Below are 19122 nucleotides of genomic sequence, written 5' to 3'. Positions count from 1 at the left end.
CTCACTGAGCCGTCGGCGGCCGCTCGTGGCTGCCGTAGGGCCGCGTGATGATCTCCATGCCGTGCCCGGCCGGATCCATGAAGTACAGGCCGCGTCCACCGTGGTGGTGGTTGATCTCCCCGGGCTGCTTCCGATGCGGATCGGCGTAGTACGTGATCCCGGCCTGCCGGATGCGTGCGAACGCCGCGTCGAACTCCTCGTCGGAGACGAGGAACGCGTAGTGCTGCATGACGATCGACTCCGCCGGGATGGTGGCGAAGTCCAGGGTGACCCCGTTGCTGGTCGCGAGGGGGATGAACGGGCCCCATTCGGGCCCGAGTTCAAGTCCGAGGATGTGTGCCAGGAACTCTGCCGACTCCCGGTTGTCCCGGGCATGGACGATGGTGTGGTTCAACTCGACTGACATGTGTGGAATGCCTCCGCAAGGCAGTCTCACGGGCACCTCCATGCCTCACCCGGCCGGTGACCGACACGCGATGCCGTGCCCTGATCCTAGACAACTCCCCTCACGGCCGCCGCACCCAATGCCGGAGCCGCGCTGTCCTGCCGCCGCCTTTCTCTGCTATCCCCCCGGCCTGCTCTGGGGAGTCTTCGGCTGCCCGCTCGACGCAGGGCGCCGCAGGACCGTCGAGTCCCGCCCGCTTCGAAAGCCGACACCCTGACATCGCCGCCCGCAGGCGGCCCTCTCGTGAGCCCCGCCGGCACCGGTCCGGTGGGGTTCGCGGTGTTTCACCTGCCCGGACACGGCACAGCCGCAGCGCACCGCGGAACGGGAGGCCGCCGCGGGTCGGCTCAGCCGGCGGCTGGCGGCCCTGGACGGGGCGGATGACCTCGACCGGCCCGCCGAGGGCGCCGGCACAGACCGTCCCTCGGTGACGAAGGCGGTCTGGCTCAGCGGACGGCGGTGCCAGTGGGTGCGCGCGCACCGGGCATGAAGTACACCAGGGCGGCGCTGACCCGAGAGGGCGCGGGGGCGGCGGCGATGTAGACGTCGCCCGTGAACCATCCGGCCGGGCCCTTGACGGTGCTGATCGAGCTTCGGGCGATCTGCACCTTCGTGTCTTTCCGGCCTGACCCTGACCCTCCACACCGCCGGACCCGGCTCGCCCTCCGAGGCGGGCCTGCGGCTGCCGGCGTCGTTCGGGGCCACGCAGGACACGGAGGCCACGGACGCGCCCGCGCGGCGTGGCGCCGGCTGAGGCGGTGTCCCACCAGGTCGTGCGGGGGCCGTGGATCAGTCCGCAACCGGGATCCGCACCAGGATCGAGGTGCCCTTCCCCCGCGGCGACGCGAGGTCCACCGTGCCGTCGAACGCGGCCACGCGGTCCGCGAGCCCGGTCAGACCGCTGCCGGCCGCCGTGCCCTCCACCCCGCCGACCCCGTCGTCCGAGACGCGTATCCGCAGGGCGCCGTCCGTGAGTTCCAGCGAGATGTCGATGCGGGATGCCTGAGCGTGCTTGACCGCGTTGGTCACCGCCTCGGCCACGATGAAGTACGCGTTGGACTCCACCGAGGAGGCGAACCGCCGCTCACACCGGTTGTCGACGACGGCCGGTACCGGACACCGGGAGGCCAGGTCCTCCACCGCACCCGCCAGCCCCTTCACCGTGAGCGAGAGCGGGTAGATGCCGCGGGCCAGTTCCCTCAGTTCGTCGATCGCGCTCTGCGCGTTGGTGATCGACTCCTCCAGCAGCTCGGTGACCGCCGTCTCCTCGCCCGGCATCATCTCCCGCGCCAGCCTCAGCCCGATCATCAGACTGACCAGGCGTTGCTGTGCCCCGTCGTGCAGATCGCGCGCCGTGCGGCGGTGCACCTGCTCGACGCTCTGCATGATGCGCCTGCGGCTGTCCTGCAAGGACGCCGCCATGGTGTTGAACGACCTGCCCAGGGCACCGATCTCGGCCACCTTGCTCGGCGCGATCCGGACCCCGAGATCGCCGCCCGCCAGTTGCTGCGCCGCTGCCGCCGCATCGCGTACGGGCCGGACGACGGCCCGGTGCTGGAGCGCCGTGAAGGCGGCCACCAGGGCGATCGACGCGGCCAGACCCACGCTCGCGGTGACCACGGCCCGGTGACCGTTGGCTCCGGCGGCGTCCTCGCGTGCCGCGAGCTGGGCGCGTTCATCGGACATGTACCGGTCGAACTGCGCCCTCAGCGCGTCGACACGGCGCTTGCCCTCTTCCGTCGCAGCGAGGCCCGAGGGCGCGGAGTCGCCGCGCCGTACCGCCTCCACCAGGGGGATCGAGTAGTCGTTCAGAAGAGACCGTACGCCCTGGGTGATCTGGCCGGCGGTGCGTCGCTGATGCGGGGAGGTGACGCTGCCGGTGAACCTCCGCGTCTCGGCGCGCAGCTCCTTGCGTGCCTCGTTCCAGGGCTGCAGGAACTCCTCCCGCCCGGTGATGACGAAGCCTCGCTGGCCCGTCTCGATGTCCAGCACCAGTTGCTCCATGGCACCCGCTTCCACCAGGGCCGTGCGGGAGGCGCGTCTGGCCGAGGCGGAGCTGTTCGCGTCGTCTATGGCCCAGATGAGCACGGCGAACGCGACACCAATGAACAGGGCCAGCAGCCCGCTCGCCGCGATGGTGAGACCGGTCAGCCCCGGTTGCCGGCCCCCGCGCCACCGTCGTCCCCGCATGCTCCGCCCAGTGGTGAAGAGAGTGTGGATGTGACTAGGTAGACAGTGCACTAAAACACATAACTTAGCAACGAGTCATCAAACTGAGTCAGGTCTCAGGGAGGCTCGGACACCCCCTCGCAACAGGACCGCTCATACGCACCGCACAGCCGTGGGCTGCGCGATGTGGGGTCCTCCCCACCGCCCCGCTGGGGGCCGCCACGCTCCACCCCACGACGGACCCACTCCGCACCGTCAGGTCGGCTCTACAGCCACCCGGAGTGCCTGGTTGACACAGTCGTCACGTCCTCGGGCGGCCTTCCCACACGCCCGGGACGGCCTAGACACCCTTCGCCACAGGAGTGACCATGACCGACCTCGCCACCGCCACCGCCTCCCGCGGTCTTCTCATCGCGGGCAGGGACGTACCCGCCCTGTCCGGGCGGACCACCGACGACCTCAACCCCGTGACCGGCGAGGTCTACCTCAAAGTGCCGGCGGCCGGTCCCGAGGACGTCACCCGGGCCGTCGACGCCGCGCACGCCGCCTTCCCCGGGTGGGCGGCCACCGCCCCGTCGGTGCGCCGCGCACTGTTGCAGAAGGCGGCCGATCTGCTGGAGACGCGGGTCGCCGAGTTCACCGACATCATGATCAGCGAGACCGGCGGAACCCGGACCTGGGCCGCTTTCAACATCCGCATGTCCGTGGACCTCATCCGGCAGGCGGCGACCATGGCCACCCGGCCCACCGGCTCGCTGCTGGCCAGCGACGTGACCGGCGAGTGGTCGGTGGCGGTACGGGAACCCGCGGGCGTCGTCGCGGCCTTCGTGCCCTGGAACGGGCCCCTGATCCTGTGCACCCGGGCCATCGCGGTGGCCCTGGCCACCGGCAACCCGGTGGTCATCCGCCCCAGTGAGGACGCTCCCGTCACCTCCGGCTACTTCCTGGCCGACATCCTGGCCGAGGCGGGCGTGCCCGCCGGTGTCGTCAACGTCCTGACCAACGACCGCGCCGACGCGCCCACCGTCGTCGAGGCGCTCATCGCCGACCCCCGCGTGCGCCGGGTCAACTTCACCGGCTCCACCCCGGTCGGCCGGATCGTCGGCCGGCTCGCCGGCGAGCACCTCAAGCCCGTCATCCTCGAACTCGGCGGCAAGAACCCGATCCTCGTGCTCGACGACGCCGACCCCGCCTACGCGGCCTCCGGCGTCACCGTCGCCAAGTTCATGAACGCCGGTCAGATCTGCCTGTCGGTGGACCGGGTGATCGTGCAGCGCGGCATAGCGGACGCGTTCGTCGCGGCCTTTCTGGAGAAGGTGCGGGCCCTGGGTCAGGGCGATCCCGAGGGCGAGCACACCCTCGTAGGCCCCATGATCAACGCGCGGGCCGCCGAACGGGTCGCCGCCCTGGTCGCGGACGCCGTGGCCAAGGGCGCCACCGTCCTGCACGGTGGCGGGCCCGCCCACGGTGCGTTCTACCCCGCGACCGTCCTCGACGGCATCACCCCCGACATGCGGATCTACTCGGAAGAGGTCTTCGGCCCCGTCGCGACCATCTTCCGCGTCGACACCGTGGACCAGGCCGTCGACCTGGCCAACGACACCGCCTACGGCCTCTCCAGCGCCGTCTACACGGAGAACGCCGGCACCGGGCTCGCCGTGGCCCGGCGACTGCGGCACGGCAACGTGCACATCAACGACCACTCGGTCGCCGACGAGCCCCAGGCCCCGGTCGGCGGCGTCAAGGACAGCGGCTTCGGCCACTTCGGCAGCGACTGGGGCGCCGAGTTCTTCACCGAGACTCGCTGGGTCACCCTGGCCGACCGGCACTCGACGTACCCGCTGTGATCCCTCCCCGCTCGCCGGGGGCAGCCTCCCAGGGCCGCCCCCGGCGAGCGGCTCGCGCACCCGGCGCCCGCCCCGTCCTCCGCCCGCCTTCCGAGGAACCGCCCTGCGATGACCCGTACCCGCGTTCTCGATGCCGGCCGACCGCAGCGCCGTCCGGCACCACGTCCCGTGCGCGAACTGCTCGTCCTGCACCCGATGCCCTCCCGTCGCCGCAGCGCGACCATCGCCGCCGTGTGCACGGCCGCTCCCGTCCTCCTCGGGCAGGCCCTCGCACAGCCCGCCCTCGGACTGGTCGCCACCACGGGCGCCCTGTCGGCTCTGTACGGCGGCCGCGGCACGCCCCGCCAGGAGGCCGGCGCGGTGGCGGCCGCCGCCCTCTCCCTCGCCACCGGAATGGCGATCGGCAGCTGCCTGGCCGGTCACGACCGGCTCGCCGTTCTGGGCACCGCGCTGTGGGCCGCCGTCACCGCGCTGCTGTGCGCGCTGGCCCGGGCCCGGCCGCCGGGCATCGTGATGCCGGTGCTGGTCTGCTCGGTGGGCACCGGACTGCCGCCGGGACACACCGTGGACCGCGTGGCGGCGGTGGCCGCCGTGGGCCTGGCCGCGACGGCTCTGTCCTGGCTCGCCGCAACGGTCCGCACCGCCGGGACCGACCGGCCGCCGGCTGCGGATCACGGGATGGCGCGTCGGCGCCTGCTGTCGGCCGTGACGTCGCTGCCGTCCTCTCCGCTGCCCTGGATGGCGGTCAGGACCGGGGCGGCCGTGGGCCTGGCCGGCACCGCGTCCCTGGTGTGCCAGGTGGGACGTCCGTACTGGGCGACGGCCGCCGCGGCGGCCGTCCTCGCCCGGGGGAGTCACGCCCTGAGCGCCAACACCCGAGCCGTTCTGCGCGGCGCGGGGACCGCCTTGGGCTGTCTGCTGGCCGGCGCCCTGGCGGCGGCTCACCCCCGGGGTGTCACGATCGCGCTTCTCCTCGCCCTGCTCACCTTCGTCATCGAGCTGGTGGTGGCGCGCAACTACGCCGTCGCCATGGTTTTCGTCACCCCTCTCTCCGTCCTCCTCGTCACCTCCGCGACGGGAGCGACGAGGGTGCTCCTCATCACCGCCGACCGGCTCCTGGAGACGGTGCTGGGGTGCGCCGCCGCCACCGTGGCCGGCCAGCTGGTGAGCAGGCGCTGGGCCGTACGGCACCGCCGGGCGGCGGTGGCCGCCGTACTGACGTCGACGGCCGAACTGCTGGAGGCCGGACCCGGGCCCCGGACCACGACGGCGCTGCGGGACGCGGTGGCCCTGCTCCGGCTGGTGAGCGAACGCACCGCGGGCGAACGCCGCGGCGTGCGCCGGGCGGCGGCCACGCTCGACGAGGTCGCGGATGCCGCGCTCGCTCTGGCCGATCGGGTGGCGGCGCAGCCCGACGGCCCGGGCGCGGACACGGCCGATACGGCCCGGGCACTACGGCTCCTGGCGAGCCGGACGGACCCCTGTGGCCCGGCTGACAGCCACGCTGAGGCCGTCCCGCCTCCGCCGGCCGCTCTGGAACGCGCGCCGCACCGCGCACGCTCCCCCGTCGAGCGTCATGGGACTGTCAGTCGTGGCCGAGGTCGGCCAGGTGAAGCTGGCCGCGGGAGGTGACACCGAGCTTGGGGAAGATCCGGTGCAGGTGCTGGCCGACGGTCCGGTGCGAGATGAAGAGCCGCGCACCGATCTCCCGGTTCGTCAGCCCCGACGCCGCCATCTTCGCGATCTGCAGCTCCTGCGGGGTGAGCGTGTCGAGCGTGTCGGGCCGCGGACGGCCCGGTGCCTCGCCGGACGCGCGCAGCTCGGCCCGCGCGTCCTCGGCGAACGCCTTGATGCCCAGGGCGTCGAAGCTCTCGACGGCCGAGCGCAGCGGACGCCGCGCGTCGACGAGACGGCGCTGCCGCCTCAGCCACCGCCCGTAGGCCAGCAGCAGGCGTGCCCGGTGAAACGGCCAGTTCGTCAGCAACCCGCTGTCGAGGCCCTGTTGGTACAGCGCCTCCGCCGTGTCGTCACCGGCGACGAGAGGGCGGGCGTAGGTCACCATGGCTTTCAGATACGGTGCCGTGGTCTTCTCGGCGAGAGCGTCGAGCTGCGCGAAATGGCGCTGCGCCGCCTCGCCGCGTCCGGTGCGCACCGCCGATTCGATCAGGTCCGCGCTTCCCAGGTGGCCCACGAAGGGGTGGTAGGCGATGTCGTGGGGATCGAGGGCCCGGGTCAGCTGCTCGTAGGCGTCGTTGCTCTGGTTGTTGACCATGGCGTAGCGTCCGCGGGCGAACTGGGCGAAGCCGAGGATCGACTGGGCGCCCACCGACAGCAGTTCCGCCTCGGTCTCCCGGATGATCTCGTGGGCGAGGTCGGACTCGCCCCGGTCGCTGGCGAGGGTGGCGATGGCCAGGTCGGCGACGAGCGCCCAGCGGGGCCGGCCGGTGTCCCGGGACAGCCGACGGGCTTCGTCCGCGGCTGTCCTGGCCAGTCGGTGCTTGCCGAGGTGGAGGGCCGACCACGCCTGGGAGGCCAGGGCCTCGCCCAGCAGTCCGAGGCGGCTTTGCCGGCGCAGGCCGTCGACGGCCGCGCACAGGTACGGCCAGGCGAGGTCGTAGGCCCAGATGGCGGTCAGTGATGCGCCGAGCGCGTGCTGCTCGGCGGGGTCGCCCACCTCCTCAGGCGTCAGCCGCCCGACGGCGTCGATGACACAGGCCGCCTCTCCCACCGGATCCGCGCAGGCCGCGACGGAGAGGACCATCGCCTCGCCGCCCCGTCGCTGCAGCCGCCGTGCCGTCCTGACGACGATGTCCCGGGTCTCCTGGGTCGGACTGCCGTACCAGCAGCTGATGGACAGCGGCCAGAGCGCTCTGAGCGCGAGCCGGGCACCGTCGCTCTCGGCGTCGGCCAGCCGGTCCGCCACCTCGGCGAAGGTCCGCACCCGTTCCGGGCTGTACCAGCTCTCCTCGTTGAGAGCCTCCGACCACAGGGCGAGGCGGAGCCTTTCCCCGCTGCGCAGGCTCTCGGGCTTCACCTCGGCCAGTTGCTCCCGCGCGGCGGCGGCGTCGCCGAGCTCGAAGTCGATCTCCGCGGACCGCAGCAGGAGCCTGCCTCGGTGCGTGTCGGGGTCGCTCAGGTGCGCCGCGTGCCGCAGTGCCTCGGCCGCGGCGCGCGGAGCGCCCCGGCGCAGCGCCCTGGTGGCGGCCGCCTCCAGGTCGAGCGCCACCTCGTCGTCCAGGCCAGGAGTGGCCAGGGCGCGGTGCCGAGCGCGTCGTTCCTGCTGATCGGCCAGTACCTCGGCCAGCGCCGCGTGGCAGGCCAGACGTCTGGACGGGCTCGCGGCGTTGTACACGGCGGAGCGGATCAGCGGGTGGCGGAAGCGGACCTCGCGCCCCTGTATCTCGATGAGGCCGGCGTCGACGGCCGGTTCCAGCGAGGCGACGGAGGGTGCGGCGCCGTCGACGAGTCGCGCGGTCGCGAGGATCTCGGCGAGATCGCCCTCGTCGTCCGCCGCGGCGATCAGCAGGACGGTCCGGGTCGGCTGCGGCAGGGCCGTGGCGCGGGAGAGGAACGACCGCTCCAGACGCCGGGTGGTCGGCAGCCAGGGCAGCACCGTCTGCTGGGTGCCCGCGTCGTCGCCCAGCGCGGCCGGGAGTTCGACCAAGGCCAGCGGGTTGCCGAGGGCCTCGGCCAGCAGCCGGTCGTGCAGGGAGGGGTCGAGGTGCGGCGCGCGGTCCCGCAGCAGTTCCCTGGCCGCCTGGTCGTCGAGCCTCGCCGGCTCCAGTTCGGGCAGGCCCGCGTCGTTGAGCGGGGTGTCGTGGCCTTCGCGTACCGCCACCAGCATCAGGACGCGTTCGGCCTCCAGCCGCCGGGCGACGAAGGCCAGGACCTCGCTGCTCGCCGCGTCGATCCAGTGGGCGTCGTCGACGACGAGGAGCAACGGTGCCTCTTCGGCCAGCGCGCTGATCAGCTCGAGGGCGGCGAGTCCCACCGAGAACATTCCGGGCGCCACGCCGTCGGTCGCGCCGAAGGCGGCGGCCAGTGCTTCTTGTTGACGGGCGGCGAGTGCCACGGCGTGGTCCTGCAGGACCGGATTGAGCAGCTGGTGCAGACCCGCGAAGGGGACGGACGCCTCGGACTGGACGCCGAGGGCCGACAGTGCGCGGCATCCTTGCTCGACGGCGGCCGCCCGCGCGGCGTGCAGCAGGCTGGTCTTGCCGATGCCGGCCTGCCCCCGCAGCAGCAGCGCGCCGCCTTCTCCGCCGCGGCTTCGGGACACCAGGTCGGACAGCAGCCGCAGTTCGGCCTCACGCCCGTACAGCATGTCCGTCAGCCGCTCCCGTCTCTGCCCGCCACCCGATGCCTGACGCGAGGCCGGGACTTCAGGACTTTTCGGCCGTGTGCTTCGGCCGCACCCACTCGAACGCAATGTCCAAAAGTTACCAGGTTTCTGTGAAGGCGGCAGGGAAAAGGAACCCATCTCGATCTTTGAGATGTCCTGCTGGGAGGGGTGATGACACGAGGGGGAATTCGGTACGACGACGTAGCCGAGCAGCTCGCGCCCGTCGACCGCGAACACTCGCTTGTCATGAGTGGCTAGTGACTCAAGCTCACCTGGTTGCGGGCGGTCGCTGTCTCACGCGATGTGACCGAAGATGCCCTTCAAGTCCGCGTCGAAGAGCCGGTCCTTGGCGATGAAGGACGCGATCCCGGCCTGCTCCAGCTCCTGCGTCGACCAGAAGGACTGCTCGGTCGAGGTCAGCACGATCCTCGGCCGGCGCTCCTCCCCGCGCAGCATCCGGGCGACGGTCACCCCGTCATGGTCGGGGAGGTGCAGATCGAGCAGCACCCCGTCCGGCCGGTGTGCGCGCACCGCCGTCAAGGCCGACGCTCCGTCCTCCGACTCCGCGACGACGTGCAGACCGCGCGCCGTCAGCAGCGTCCTGGCGATGCGACGGAATCCTGGGTCGTCGTCCACGACCACGATGTTGACGGACATGTACATCAGGATGCCCGGCCGGTGGCGGGGCCGACCATAGGGGCAGCCCCACGGTTTCCCTGGTCGGGGACGGGGATCTCCGCACGTACCGACGTGCCCTGACCCGGCGGCGAGTCGATGACGAGGACACCGTCGAAGGCCCCGACACGGTCCATCAGCCCGGTCAGGCCGCTGCCGGTGGTCTCCTCGGGCACGCCGCCGATCCCGTCGTCGGCGACCTCGATCCGCAAGGTGTCCGCCACCGAGACCGACACGCGGATGTGGGAGGCCTGGGCGTGCTTCACCGCGTTCGTCAACGCCTCCGCGATGACGAAGTACGCCTGGGACTCGACCTCCGAGGGGAGGCGCCGCGGGCAGTCTGCCCGCACGGTGGTCGGCACCGCACAGCGTTCGGCCAGCGACTCGACCGCCGCCATCAGGCCCTTGGTGGTGAGCACCGAGGGGTACACGCCGTAGGCCAGCTCGCGCAGTTCGTTGATCGCGGTCTGGGCGTCCGCGATGGCCTGGTCGAGGAGGGCGGTCGCACCGGGGGCCGTCTCCGGAAGCATCTCGCGCGTCAGCCGCAACCCGATGAGCAGGCTGACCAGGCGCTGCTGGGCACCGTCGTGCAGATCGCGGGCGGTTTGGCGGCGCACCGACTCGATGCTCTGCATCAGGCGCCGCTGCGCCGCGCGCGACTCGTCCGCCCGGATCCGGGCGGCGTCCCGCTCCCTGCGGGCGCGCTCCAGTTCGCGCGCCTCGGTGGCGTCGAAGAAGGAGTAGACCACGCCGCGCCCTTCCGGGAGGTCGACCGGCGCGGCCCACCAGGAGGCCGGGAAGAAGGAGCCGTCCCGTCTCCGGAACCACTCGTCGTCGCCGTGCGCCGGCTCACCCGTGTCGGCCGGTCGCAGCATCGGACACTCCGACGCGGGGAACGGGGTTCCGTCCGGCCGCTCCGGGTGCAGGGTGGAGTGGCTGGAACGTCCTACCAGTTCGTCGGCGCTGTCGTACCCGAGCGCGGCGACCCCGGCGGGGTTGGTGTACAGAATCCGCCCCTGATGGTCGACGACCCAGATGACCTGCGACACGCTGTCCAGGACGACGGGCAGGACTTCGCCGATCGCTTGCACTCCGCCTCCTCAACCGATCCACTGCCCCGCGCGGCGGAAGACCGGAGCCCGGCGCACGGCACAGCATACGGCGTGAAGTCACCTGATGTGTGTATGCACTGTCCAAACTCACATCACTCATTGACATCAGGAGTGAGTCACACAGCTGACATATCATTCGTGGCGGAAGCTGCTCCGCGCATGCGACCTCAACCATTCCACTTCTCCTGTCCCAGCGAGGGATGCACATGACGAACATCGAGCTTCCTCCGGCCATCCGGGCTTTCATCGAGGCCACGAACGAAGGCGACTCCGAGGCCTTCGTCGCCGCGTTCACCCCCGACGCCTACCTCAACGACTGGGGGCGCGAGTTCCACGGCCGGGACGGCGTGCGCTCGTGGAACCGGACCGACAACATAGGCGTGCAGGCACACTTCGATCTGGTCGCCGCGGAACGCGGGCCGGGCGACGACTCCTACCGCCTACGGTTGAAGGTGTCGGGGAACGGCTACAACGGCACCGGCCCCATGGCCTTCGAACTACGTGACGGCCTCATCGCGAGCCTGCGCATCAGCTGAGCCGGCGCCGCCATCGAGAGGACACCATGCCCGTACATCGCATCGGTCTCGTCGTCCACCAGGGGCGGGCGGCCGCCCGCGGCGCGGCGGAGCTCGTGCACGGCTGGGGCGAGGCCCACGGCGTCCCGTGCACCGACATCGACGTGTGGGCCGACGACCACCATCGCCGAGGGGGCCGAGAGGAGGCCGAGGCCGCGGGCCGTCCCGACCTCGTCGTCACCCTCGGTGGGGACGGCACCTTCCTGCGCGGCGCCCGGATCGCCGTCAAGAGCGGTGCGCGGGTCCTCGGCGTCGACCTGGGCAAGGTCGGCTTCCTCACCGAGGTCCCGGTGGCGGACGTGACGGCCGCCCTCGACGCCGTACTCCAGGGGCACGCCTCCGTGGAGGAACGCATGACCCTCACCATGCGCTGCTCGCGGCCTCTGGAGATCCCGCCGGAGCTGCAGGCCCTGCTGCTGTACGGGCGCGGTCCGGCGCTGCCCGCCCCGCGCATCCGGCCGGAGGCCAGCGGGGAGGACGGGTGGGGTGTGCCCCTCGACGTCAACGCCCTCAACGACGTCGTCCTGGAGAAGCTGTCCCGCGACCGCCAGGTGAGCGTCGGCGTGTACATCGCCGGCCGCCTGCTGGCGTCGTACTCCGCCGACGCGCTCGCCGTCGCCACACCGACCGGTTCCACCGCCTACAGCTTCGCCGCCGGCGGGCCGGTCCTCTCCCCGCACATGGATGCGGTGGTCTTCACGCCGATCGCCCCGCACATGACCTTCAACCGCAGCATCGTCGCCGCACCCGACGAACCCGTGGCCCTGCGGGTGCTGCCGCATTCCGGGCAGGCCGCCGTCAGCGTGGACGGCCAGCTGCGCGGTGTCCTCGACCCGGGTGACTGGATCGGCGTCTTCCGAGCACCTGACCGGGTGCGCCTCATCCGCCTGCACCCCACGGACTTCTACGGACGGCTGCGGGAGCGCTTCCGGCTCACCGACGCCCCCGCCACGGCGGCGGACGGCCCCTCCGCACCCTTCTTCCGCCCCGACACACCGATCCCGCCCGATCTGGCGAACCTACGGCTGCCACCGCCCACGGCCGCTCGCTGACGGCAGGGGGCGGAGGAGCCGAAGCACGATGTCACTCCTCCGCGCTGGGCGCGACCCGTACCCTGATGTTCTTCATCAGGGGCTGATTGCTCTGCCGGCTGTAGTCGCTCGCGGCGATCAGGACGTTCATCTCCGGCATGTACCCGGCGGCACAGCCGCGGGGCATGCCGTACTCGATCGCCGTGTACCGCTTGAGGTGACGCCTGCTGCCGTCCCGGGCGGTGGCGGTGATGTCGACGAGGCTGTCGGGCTTGATGCCGCGGGCGCGCATGTCGTCGCCGTTCATCAGGATCAGCGTGCGCAGGTTGCTGATGCCGCGGTAGCGGTCGTTGTCGGAGTAGATGGTGGTGTTCCACTGGTCGTGGCTGCGCATGGTCTGCAGGATCAGGACGTCGTCCCGCGCCGGCGCCGGCGGCAGGGCGGCGGCGGAGAACTCCGCACGGCCCGAGGGAGTCAGGAAGACCAGTTCACGGGCGGGCTGCTTGATGCGGAAACCCAGCGGGAGCCGCACCCGGCGATTGAAGTCCTCGAAACCGTCGAGGACTTGGGCCATGGTGTCGCGGATGCGGTCGTAGTCCTCGATATACGACTCCCACGGCGTCGCGCTGTCCGGCAGCACCGCCCGGGCCATGCCCGCGATGATGGCTGGCTCCGACAGCAGATGCCGGGAGGCCGGGTTCCTCATGCCCACCGAGAGGTGCACCATGCTCATGGAGTCCTCGACGGAGACAGCCTGCGGCCCGCGCCGCTGGTGGTCCTTCTCGGTACGGCCCAGACACGGCAGGATGAGCGCCTTCCTGCCGTGCACCAGGTGGCTGCGGTTGAGCTTGGTGCTCACCTGAACGGTCAGCTCGCAGTTGCGCAGCCCCTGGGAGGTGTATGCGGTGTCCGGCGCGGCCAGGACGAAGTTGCCGCCCATGCCGACGAAGACCCTCACCCGGCCCTCGTTCATGGCCGTGATGGTCTCGACGGTGTCCATGCCGTGCGCGCGGGGCGGATCGATACGGCACACATCGGCGAGCCGGTCCAAGAACGCCGCTGAGGGCCGGTGGTCGATGCCGCAGGTGCGGTTGCCCTGCACGTTGCTGTGCCCGCGCACCGGCGAGGGCCCCGTGCCCTCGCGGCCCAGGTTCCCGCGCAGCAGCAGCACGTTGACGATCTCCCGGACGGTGTCCACACCGTGCTCGTGCTGCGTGAGACCCAGGCACCAGCTGATCAGGATGCGGTCGGAACGCGAGTAGACCTCGGCAGCCTTGAGGATGTCGGCCCGGGTCAGCCCGGACTGCTCCTCCAGGTCCTCCCACGAGGTGGCCTCGACCAGCGCGCGGTAGGCCTCGAACCCGTGCGTGTGCCGCTCGATGAACTCCCGGTCGAGGGCCTTCGGATGGGTGCGGCTCTCCTCCAGGACCGCCTTGGCGATGCCCCGCAGCAGAGCCATGTCGCCTCCCGCCCGAACCTGCAGGTTGAGGGTGCTGGTGCGGGTGGCCTTGAACAGGGCCATGTCGGTGAACTCGTGCGGCACGATGGTGCTCGTGGCCGCCGCCTCGACGAGCGGGTTGACGTGCACGATCTGTGCTCCGCGCCGGTGGGCCTCGGCGAGCGCCGTGAGCATCCTGGGGGCGTTCGACGCGGCGTTGACCCCCATGATGAACAGGGCGTCGGCCGTCTGCCAGTCCTTCAGATCGGCCGTGCCCTTGCCGGTGCCGAGGGCTGCCTGCAGGGCGCGGCCGGATGCCTCGTGGCACATGTTGGAGCAGTCGGGCAGATTGTTGGTGCCGAACTCGCGGGCCAGCAGCTGGTAGAGGAACGTCGCCTCGTTGCTCAGCCGCCCCGAGGTGTAGAAGGCGGCCTGGTCCGGACTGTCCAGGGCGCGTAGTTCACGCCCGACCAGGTCGAAGGCGTCCCGCCAGCTGATCGGGACATACCGGTCGCTGTCGCCGTCGTAGACGAGGGGCTCGGTCAGCCGGCCCTGGTCCTCCAGCGCGAAGTCGGACCACTGCTCTAGTTCGGAGATGGTGTGCCGGGCGAAGAACCCGGCCCCGACCCGCTTGGCGGTCATCTCCCACGTGACGTGCTTGATGCCGTTCTCACAGATGTCGAGCTTCAGGCCTTTGCGATCGTCCGGCCAGGCACAGCCGGGGCAGTCGAAGCCTCCGTTCTCGTGGTTCATCCTCAGGATGGCCCGCGGCCCCTCGAACAGCGCCCGTTCCTTGATCAGCACCCGTCCGACGCTCCTGGCGGCGCCCCAGCCCGCGGCGGGATGGCGATAGGGACGGTGGCAGGGCCGTTCGTCACTGGCCGGACCGTCGCCGCCAGTGGCCGAACGGCCCTCCGTGGCCTCCTGCGGGAGCGGGTTCGGGTCGGCTTCGGGTGCGGTCATGATCGTGCGCTCTCTGTGAGGGGCCGTAGCCGGGACGCCAGTGCGGCGGTGACGAGCAGGGCGGGCAGGAGCGGGGCTGCCGGCCGCAGCCACCGACAGGCGGCACCACCGGCGGCGGCTCCCGCGATCAGGGAGAGCACGACGCCGACGTTGCCCGTCCGCAGCCGCCTCGTGGTGACGAACGCCGTGACGGTGGAGGTGACCAGACCCGTCAGGTACGCGGTGGTGACCGCGCTCCCGGCGGTGACGCCGACGCTGCCGTTCTGACAGCCCATGGCGACGGCGGTGAGGAACAGCAGCAGGGTGCGCCCGGCGGCATGCGGTGCCGCGTGCCAGCCCAGCCAGCCGCCGGCCACCGCCCACAGCAGCACGGCCTCCGTCAGCAGGCCGCGGCGCAGGCCCGCCGCTCGGGTACGTCCGCGGTCCGCCGCCACGAGAGCGCCCGCCGCCGCTCCGGCGAGGTAGCCGAGCAGCGCCACGGCGACGGAACGGACGGCGGCGGCGTGGCCGGTGGCCAGGTGCAGGCCGAGCAGGGCGCAGTTCGCGGTGACGACGCTGGTGAAGACGCCGCCGAGGGCGAGGAACGCGAAGGCGTTCGCCGCTCCGGCCGCGAGCGTCAGCAGGTGCCGGGCGACTGCCCCGCTCACCGGGCGAGGAACTCCAGCAGGGCCTTGTTGACTTCCTCGGGGTGGGTCCAGGCGATGTTGTGCGGGCCGCCCTCGACCGTCACGAACGTCAGGTCCTTGATCAGTCCGGGCAGCCGCTTCGCGGTGTTCTCGTACGGCAGGATCCGGTCGGCGTCGCCGTGCACGAGGAGGGTCGGCACGTCGATCTTCGGCAGGTCCGCCCGGAAGTCCGTCAGCCAGGTGTCCACGCACGCGTACGCCGCCCACGCCGATGCCGCCACCGCGACGTTGAAACTGTTCTGCCAGGCCTGGTCGCTGATCCGCGTGCCCGCGTACATGTCGACGTTGTAGAAGTTGTCGAGGAAGTCCTTGAAGTAGGCCGGACGGTCCTTGAGCACCGCCGCCTTGATTCCCTCGAACACCGAGGCGTCCACGCCTTCCGGATTGTCCTCCGTCTTGAGCAGGAACGGGGGAATCGCGCCGAGCAGCGCCGCCTTGGACACCCGCTCCGAGCCGTACCGGCTGAGGTAACGCGTCACCTCGCCCGTGCCCATCGAGAATCCGACCAGTGCCACGTCCCGCACGTCGAGGTGGTCCAGCAGCGCCTTCAGATCCGCCGCGAACGTGTCGTAGTCGTATCCGATCGTGGGCTGGCTCGACTGGCCGAACCCGCGCCGGTCGTAGGTGATCACCCGGTATCCGGATTCCAGCAGCACCCTTTCCTGCTTTTCCCACGAATGGCCGTTCAGCGGATATCCGTGGATCAGCACCACCGGACGGCCGCTGCCGTGGTCCTCGTAGTACAGCTCGATCGAGTTGGAGTTCTCCTGGCCGACGGTCACGAACGACATCGCAGACACCTTTCGTTGTCTTTCTGCTGTATTCAGACTGACGGTGGTATGCGCGGGCCCGCATCACATGAACATGTGACAGTGGACGGGGATGACGGCACGGACCGTGGTGCCCTTGCCCGGCTCGTGCCGTACGGTGACGCTTCCGTCCACGGCCGCCGCCCGGTCGGCCAGGGCGGTCAGGGAGGCCGTGCCGAGGGCGGCACCGTCGTCCGTCACCGTTACCACCAGCTCGGTGTCCCGCTCCGCAACCACCCGGACGCGGCCGGCCCGGGCGTCGCGCACCGCCCGGCCGAGCGCCTCCCGGACCAGGTGGTAGGTGTGCAGTTCCACCTCGTTCGGCAGGCGTTCACGCAGGTTCACCGAGACGTCCACGGGGACCGGCCACTGTGCGGCGAGCGCGGTGAGGGCGGCCGGGAGGCCGCGCAGCCTGAGCACGCCCGGATACAGCTCGGCCGTGACCCGCCTGATGCGCTCCAGGGTTTCCTCGGCGTCCCGGACCGCGCGTTCGAGCAGCTCGGCCACCGGTGCCCGGACATGCTCGGCGGCCAGGCGCTCACGGACCAGGCCGAGGGCGAGCAGCAGCGAGGTCACGCGCTCCTGGGCACCGTGCTGGAGTGCGCCGGCGACCTCGCGGCGCCGGAGGGCGTCGAGCCATGCGGTACGCGCCCGCGCGGCTCGCTCCTCCGGCGTGCGCTCCCGGACCGTCGTAGAGGCGCCGGTGCCGGGACGGAAGACGTACACGGCGGCCGCGCCGCCCGACCGGGCCAGCGGAATCAGCGACCACTCGACCGGCAGGAGAGAGCCGTCCGTTCGGGTGAGCGTGCCCCGGCCGTGGGCCGGCGCGGCCGTCACGCCCGTCGGGCTCTTTGCCTCCGTGCCGGGGACCTCGGCCGGTCTGCCGTCGGTGCCCAGCAGATCGGCGGGACGCCGATGGCCGAGAAGCGACGCCGCGGGACGATTGGCGTGGGCGACCCGGTGCCGGGCGTCCACCGTCCAGGCTGGTTGCCGAATGACGTCAAGGACGCTGCTCACATCATTCGCGGTCGACGTCATCACGTTGCCCCTTCCCAGATCCGCCGGGCTCGGCGCCTTCGCCGCTGGTAGTCCGACTGTCGCAGCGCGTGCGGGCCCGAGGCATGCGTCATGTGACGGTGGATGAGATCCAGCCAGGTCGGGGCCGGTGTTTGCCGGCCGGGCCGACGGCATGCGCGCGGCGGGGAACGCGGACAGGGCGAGGGGCCGACCAGGTGGCCGGCCCCTCGCCCTGAAGTGGCTGGTGCTGGTGTCACGCTCCTGCCGGGTGCACGGTCAGCAGGTCGGCCAGGTCGATCCGGGTGAGGAACTCACGGCGGATCCGGTCGGCGGTCCGGGAGACCTCTTCCGAGCCGTCGTTGGCGGGGTCGATGTGGACGCGGTAGGGACGCGTGCCCTCCGGCAGGGCGACGATCCGGGCTATCTCGTCGGAGACCAGCGAGGCCTCGGCGCCCTCGGGGGCGAGCGCGGCGAGCTTCTGGGAGACCTGCTCCAGCAGTCCCGGGTACCTGGTCTCGTACTCCGCCTCCACGGCACCGTCCGCCGGGTGGCCGGAGTGGGCGAAGTGGTTGGTGCCGCTGGTGAAGGAGCCGGGCACCACGATCGAGGTCTCCACACCCCAGCGGGCCAGCTCGCCGGCGTAGCTGACGGCGAGGGAGTCCATCGCGGCCTTGGCGGCGAAGTAGGGAGCGAGGTACGGCGGGGTGCCGCCCTTGACGCTGGAGCTGGACACCCAGATCACCAGTCCGCGGCCGGCCTTGCGCAGGTGCGGCAGGACGGCGCGGTTGACGCGTTGTGTGGAGAGCACGTTGATGTCGTAGAGCTGGGCGAACTGCTCGGGGGTGAAGGCCTCGGCGGGTCCGGTGACCATGTGGCCGGCGTTGTGGATCACCACGTCGATCCGGCCGTGCTCCTCCATGATCTGCTTGATCGCCGAGGTGACCGAGTCGTCGGAGTTGACGTCCAGCTCGATGGAGCGCAGGTCGACGCCGTGCTGCTCGGCGTAGTCGGCGGCGGCCTGCACCTGCGGCGCGTTGCGGCCGGCGGTCTCGCGCATGCCGGCGTAGACGGTGTCGCCGGCGTCCGCCAGGGAGCGGGCGGTGAGGGCGCCGAAGCCGCTGGAGGCGCCGGTGATGACGACGATGTTGCTCATGGGATTCTCCTCGACGACGAAGAAGGTGGGGTCGGTCCGGGTGAGTCGGGCAGGGGCGGGCTCGGGGCCGGGCGGCCTCGGGCGCCGGCGGGTCAGGCGATGCCGCCGTTGGCGTAGATGGTCTGGCCGTTGATCCAGCGGGCCGGACCGGCGAGGAAGGCGACGGCCTCGGCGATGTCCTCGGGGGTGCCGATCCGCTCCAGCGGCGCGGCCTTGGCGAGGTTGTCGAGCGCGGTCTGGTCCTTGCCCTCCAGGAACAGCGGGGTGGCGGTGGGGCCGGGGGCGACGGCGTTGACGGTGATGTCCCTGCCGCGCATCTCGCGGGCCAGCACCAGGGTCATCGCCTCGACTGCGCCCTTGCTCGCGGCGTAGGCGCCGTAGGTGGGGAACTGGAGCCGGGTCAGGGACGACGAGACGTTGACGAGGGCGCCGCCCTTGCGCAGGCGCCGGGCCGCTTGCTGGGAGACGACGAAGGTGCCGCGGATGTTGGTGCGGTGCATGCGGTCCAGGTCGTCCAGGTCGAGCGTGGCGATCGGCGACAGCAGCATGATGCCGGCCGTGTTGACCACGACGTCGATGCCGCCGAACTCCGCCTCGGTGGCGTCGAAGGCGGCGGCCATCGCGTCCTCGTCGGCCACGTCACCGCTGACGGCGATCGCCTTGCCGCCTCGGCTCCTGATGTCCGCCACCGTCTCGTCCGCCCTGGTCTTGTTGCCGACGTAGTGGACGGCGACGGCGAAGCCGTCCTGGACCAGGCGGTTGGTCACTGCGAGGCCGATGCCGCCGGTACCGCCGGTGACCAGGGCGACGCGGGGGTTGGTGTCCGTCATGATGACCAGTCCTTCAGGTGAGATGACAAC

Annotated in this window: 16 protein-coding genes; 4 read left to right on the top strand and 12 right to left on the bottom strand. The window is 71.5% G+C overall.

What is annotated here, in order from left to right; translation table 11 throughout:
• Position 1 precedes the first annotated feature (1 nt).
• From ACYF6T_RS11930 to ACYF6T_RS11920, 3 genes are all read right to left on the bottom strand, one after another.
• Positions 2–406: a VOC family protein gene (locus ACYF6T_RS11930; RefSeq protein ID WP_461695792.1), complete on the bottom strand. Its 405-nt coding sequence runs from the start codon at positions 404–406 to the stop codon at positions 2–4.
• A gap of 485 nt (positions 407–891) precedes the next feature.
• Positions 892–1053: a hypothetical protein gene (locus ACYF6T_RS11925; protein ID WP_461695791.1), complete on the bottom strand. Its 162-nt coding sequence runs from the start codon at positions 1051–1053 to the stop codon at positions 892–894.
• Between the two features lie 181 nt (positions 1054–1234).
• Complete coding sequence (locus tag ACYF6T_RS11920; protein ID WP_461695789.1) at positions 1235–2635, bottom strand: sensor histidine kinase; 1401 nt, start codon at positions 2633–2635, stop codon at positions 1235–1237.
• Between the two features lie 347 nt (positions 2636–2982).
• On the opposite strand from ACYF6T_RS11920, the gene ACYF6T_RS11915 reads away from it, so the two are divergent.
• Entirely contained in the window at positions 2983–4461 is a 1479-nt protein-coding gene (locus ACYF6T_RS11915; protein WP_461695787.1) for an aldehyde dehydrogenase family protein, read from the top strand.
• 108 nt (positions 4462–4569) lie between these two features.
• Positions 4570–6093, top strand: coding sequence for an FUSC family protein (locus ACYF6T_RS11910; RefSeq protein WP_461695786.1), 1524 nt, complete (start codon positions 4570–4572; stop codon positions 6091–6093).
• On the opposite strand, the gene ACYF6T_RS11905 is transcribed toward ACYF6T_RS11910, so the two are convergent.
• The 3 genes from ACYF6T_RS11905 to ACYF6T_RS11895 form a co-directional block, all read right to left on the bottom strand.
• Positions 6047–8785 (bottom strand): ATP-binding protein, encoded by a 2739-nt coding sequence (locus tag ACYF6T_RS11905; RefSeq protein ID WP_461695785.1) that lies wholly within the window; start codon positions 8783–8785, stop codon positions 6047–6049. The two genes, ACYF6T_RS11910 and ACYF6T_RS11905, sit on opposite strands and share 47 nt — an antisense overlap.
• Before the next feature lie 312 nt (positions 8786–9097).
• A complete protein-coding gene (locus ACYF6T_RS11900) occupies positions 9098–9460 on the bottom strand; it encodes a response regulator (protein ID WP_461695784.1) in 363 nt (120 codons plus the stop codon).
• A 5-nt stretch (positions 9461–9465) separates the two neighbouring features.
• Positions 9466–10569, bottom strand: coding sequence for a PAS domain-containing sensor histidine kinase (locus ACYF6T_RS11895; RefSeq protein WP_461695783.1), 1104 nt, complete (start codon positions 10567–10569; stop codon positions 9466–9468).
• Positions 10570–10796: 227 nt separating this feature from the next.
• Between ACYF6T_RS11895 and ACYF6T_RS11890 the strand changes: the two genes are divergently transcribed.
• Together ACYF6T_RS11890 and ACYF6T_RS11885 are read left to right on the top strand one after the other, a co-directional pair.
• The gene (locus ACYF6T_RS11890) at positions 10797–11126 is read left to right on the top strand and encodes a nuclear transport factor 2 family protein (RefSeq protein ID WP_461695781.1); all 330 of its coding nucleotides are present in this window, start codon (positions 10797–10799) and stop codon (positions 11124–11126) included.
• A 26-nt stretch (positions 11127–11152) separates the two neighbouring features.
• Entirely contained in the window at positions 11153–12217 is a 1065-nt protein-coding gene (locus tag ACYF6T_RS11885; protein WP_461695780.1) for an NAD(+)/NADH kinase, read from the top strand.
• A 31-nt stretch (positions 12218–12248) separates the two neighbouring features.
• Here the strand turns inward: ACYF6T_RS11885 and ACYF6T_RS11880 are convergent, their stop codons facing one another.
• The 6 genes from ACYF6T_RS11880 to ACYF6T_RS11855 all read right to left on the bottom strand — a co-directional run bounded on the left by ACYF6T_RS11880 (position 12249) and on the right by ACYF6T_RS11855 (position 19092).
• Complete coding sequence (locus ACYF6T_RS11880; protein WP_461695778.1) at positions 12249–14597, bottom strand: FdhF/YdeP family oxidoreductase; 2349 nt, start codon at positions 14595–14597, stop codon at positions 12249–12251.
• Positions 14594–15244, bottom strand: coding sequence for a DUF1275 family protein (locus ACYF6T_RS11875; RefSeq protein WP_461695777.1), 651 nt, complete (start codon positions 15242–15244; stop codon positions 14594–14596). The genes ACYF6T_RS11880 and ACYF6T_RS11875 overlap by 4 nt, the downstream gene beginning before the upstream one ends.
• On the bottom strand, positions 15241–16074 hold the full coding sequence (locus ACYF6T_RS11870; RefSeq protein WP_461695776.1) for an alpha/beta fold hydrolase: 834 nt from the start codon (positions 16072–16074) through the stop codon (positions 15241–15243). The genes ACYF6T_RS11875 and ACYF6T_RS11870 overlap by 4 nt, the downstream gene beginning before the upstream one ends.
• 63 nt (positions 16075–16137) lie before the next feature.
• Positions 16138–17130, bottom strand: a complete 993-nt coding sequence (locus ACYF6T_RS11865) for a sensor histidine kinase (protein WP_461695775.1) — start codon at positions 17128–17130, stop codon at positions 16138–16140.
• Positions 17131–17362: 232 nt separating this feature from the next.
• Positions 17363–18262 (bottom strand): SDR family oxidoreductase, encoded by a 900-nt coding sequence (locus ACYF6T_RS11860; RefSeq protein ID WP_461695774.1) that lies wholly within the window; start codon positions 18260–18262, stop codon positions 17363–17365.
• Between the two features lie 92 nt (positions 18263–18354).
• A complete protein-coding gene (locus ACYF6T_RS11855; RefSeq protein ID WP_461695773.1) occupies positions 18355–19092 on the bottom strand; it encodes an SDR family oxidoreductase in 738 nt (245 codons plus the stop codon).
• Positions 19093–19122: the final 30 nt, after the last annotated feature.

It is taken from the genome of Streptomyces sp. 7R007 (assembly GCF_054850255.1).
Note: the sequence above shows the minus strand (reverse complement) of the source record. Positions and strands in the feature narration are given on the sequence as shown.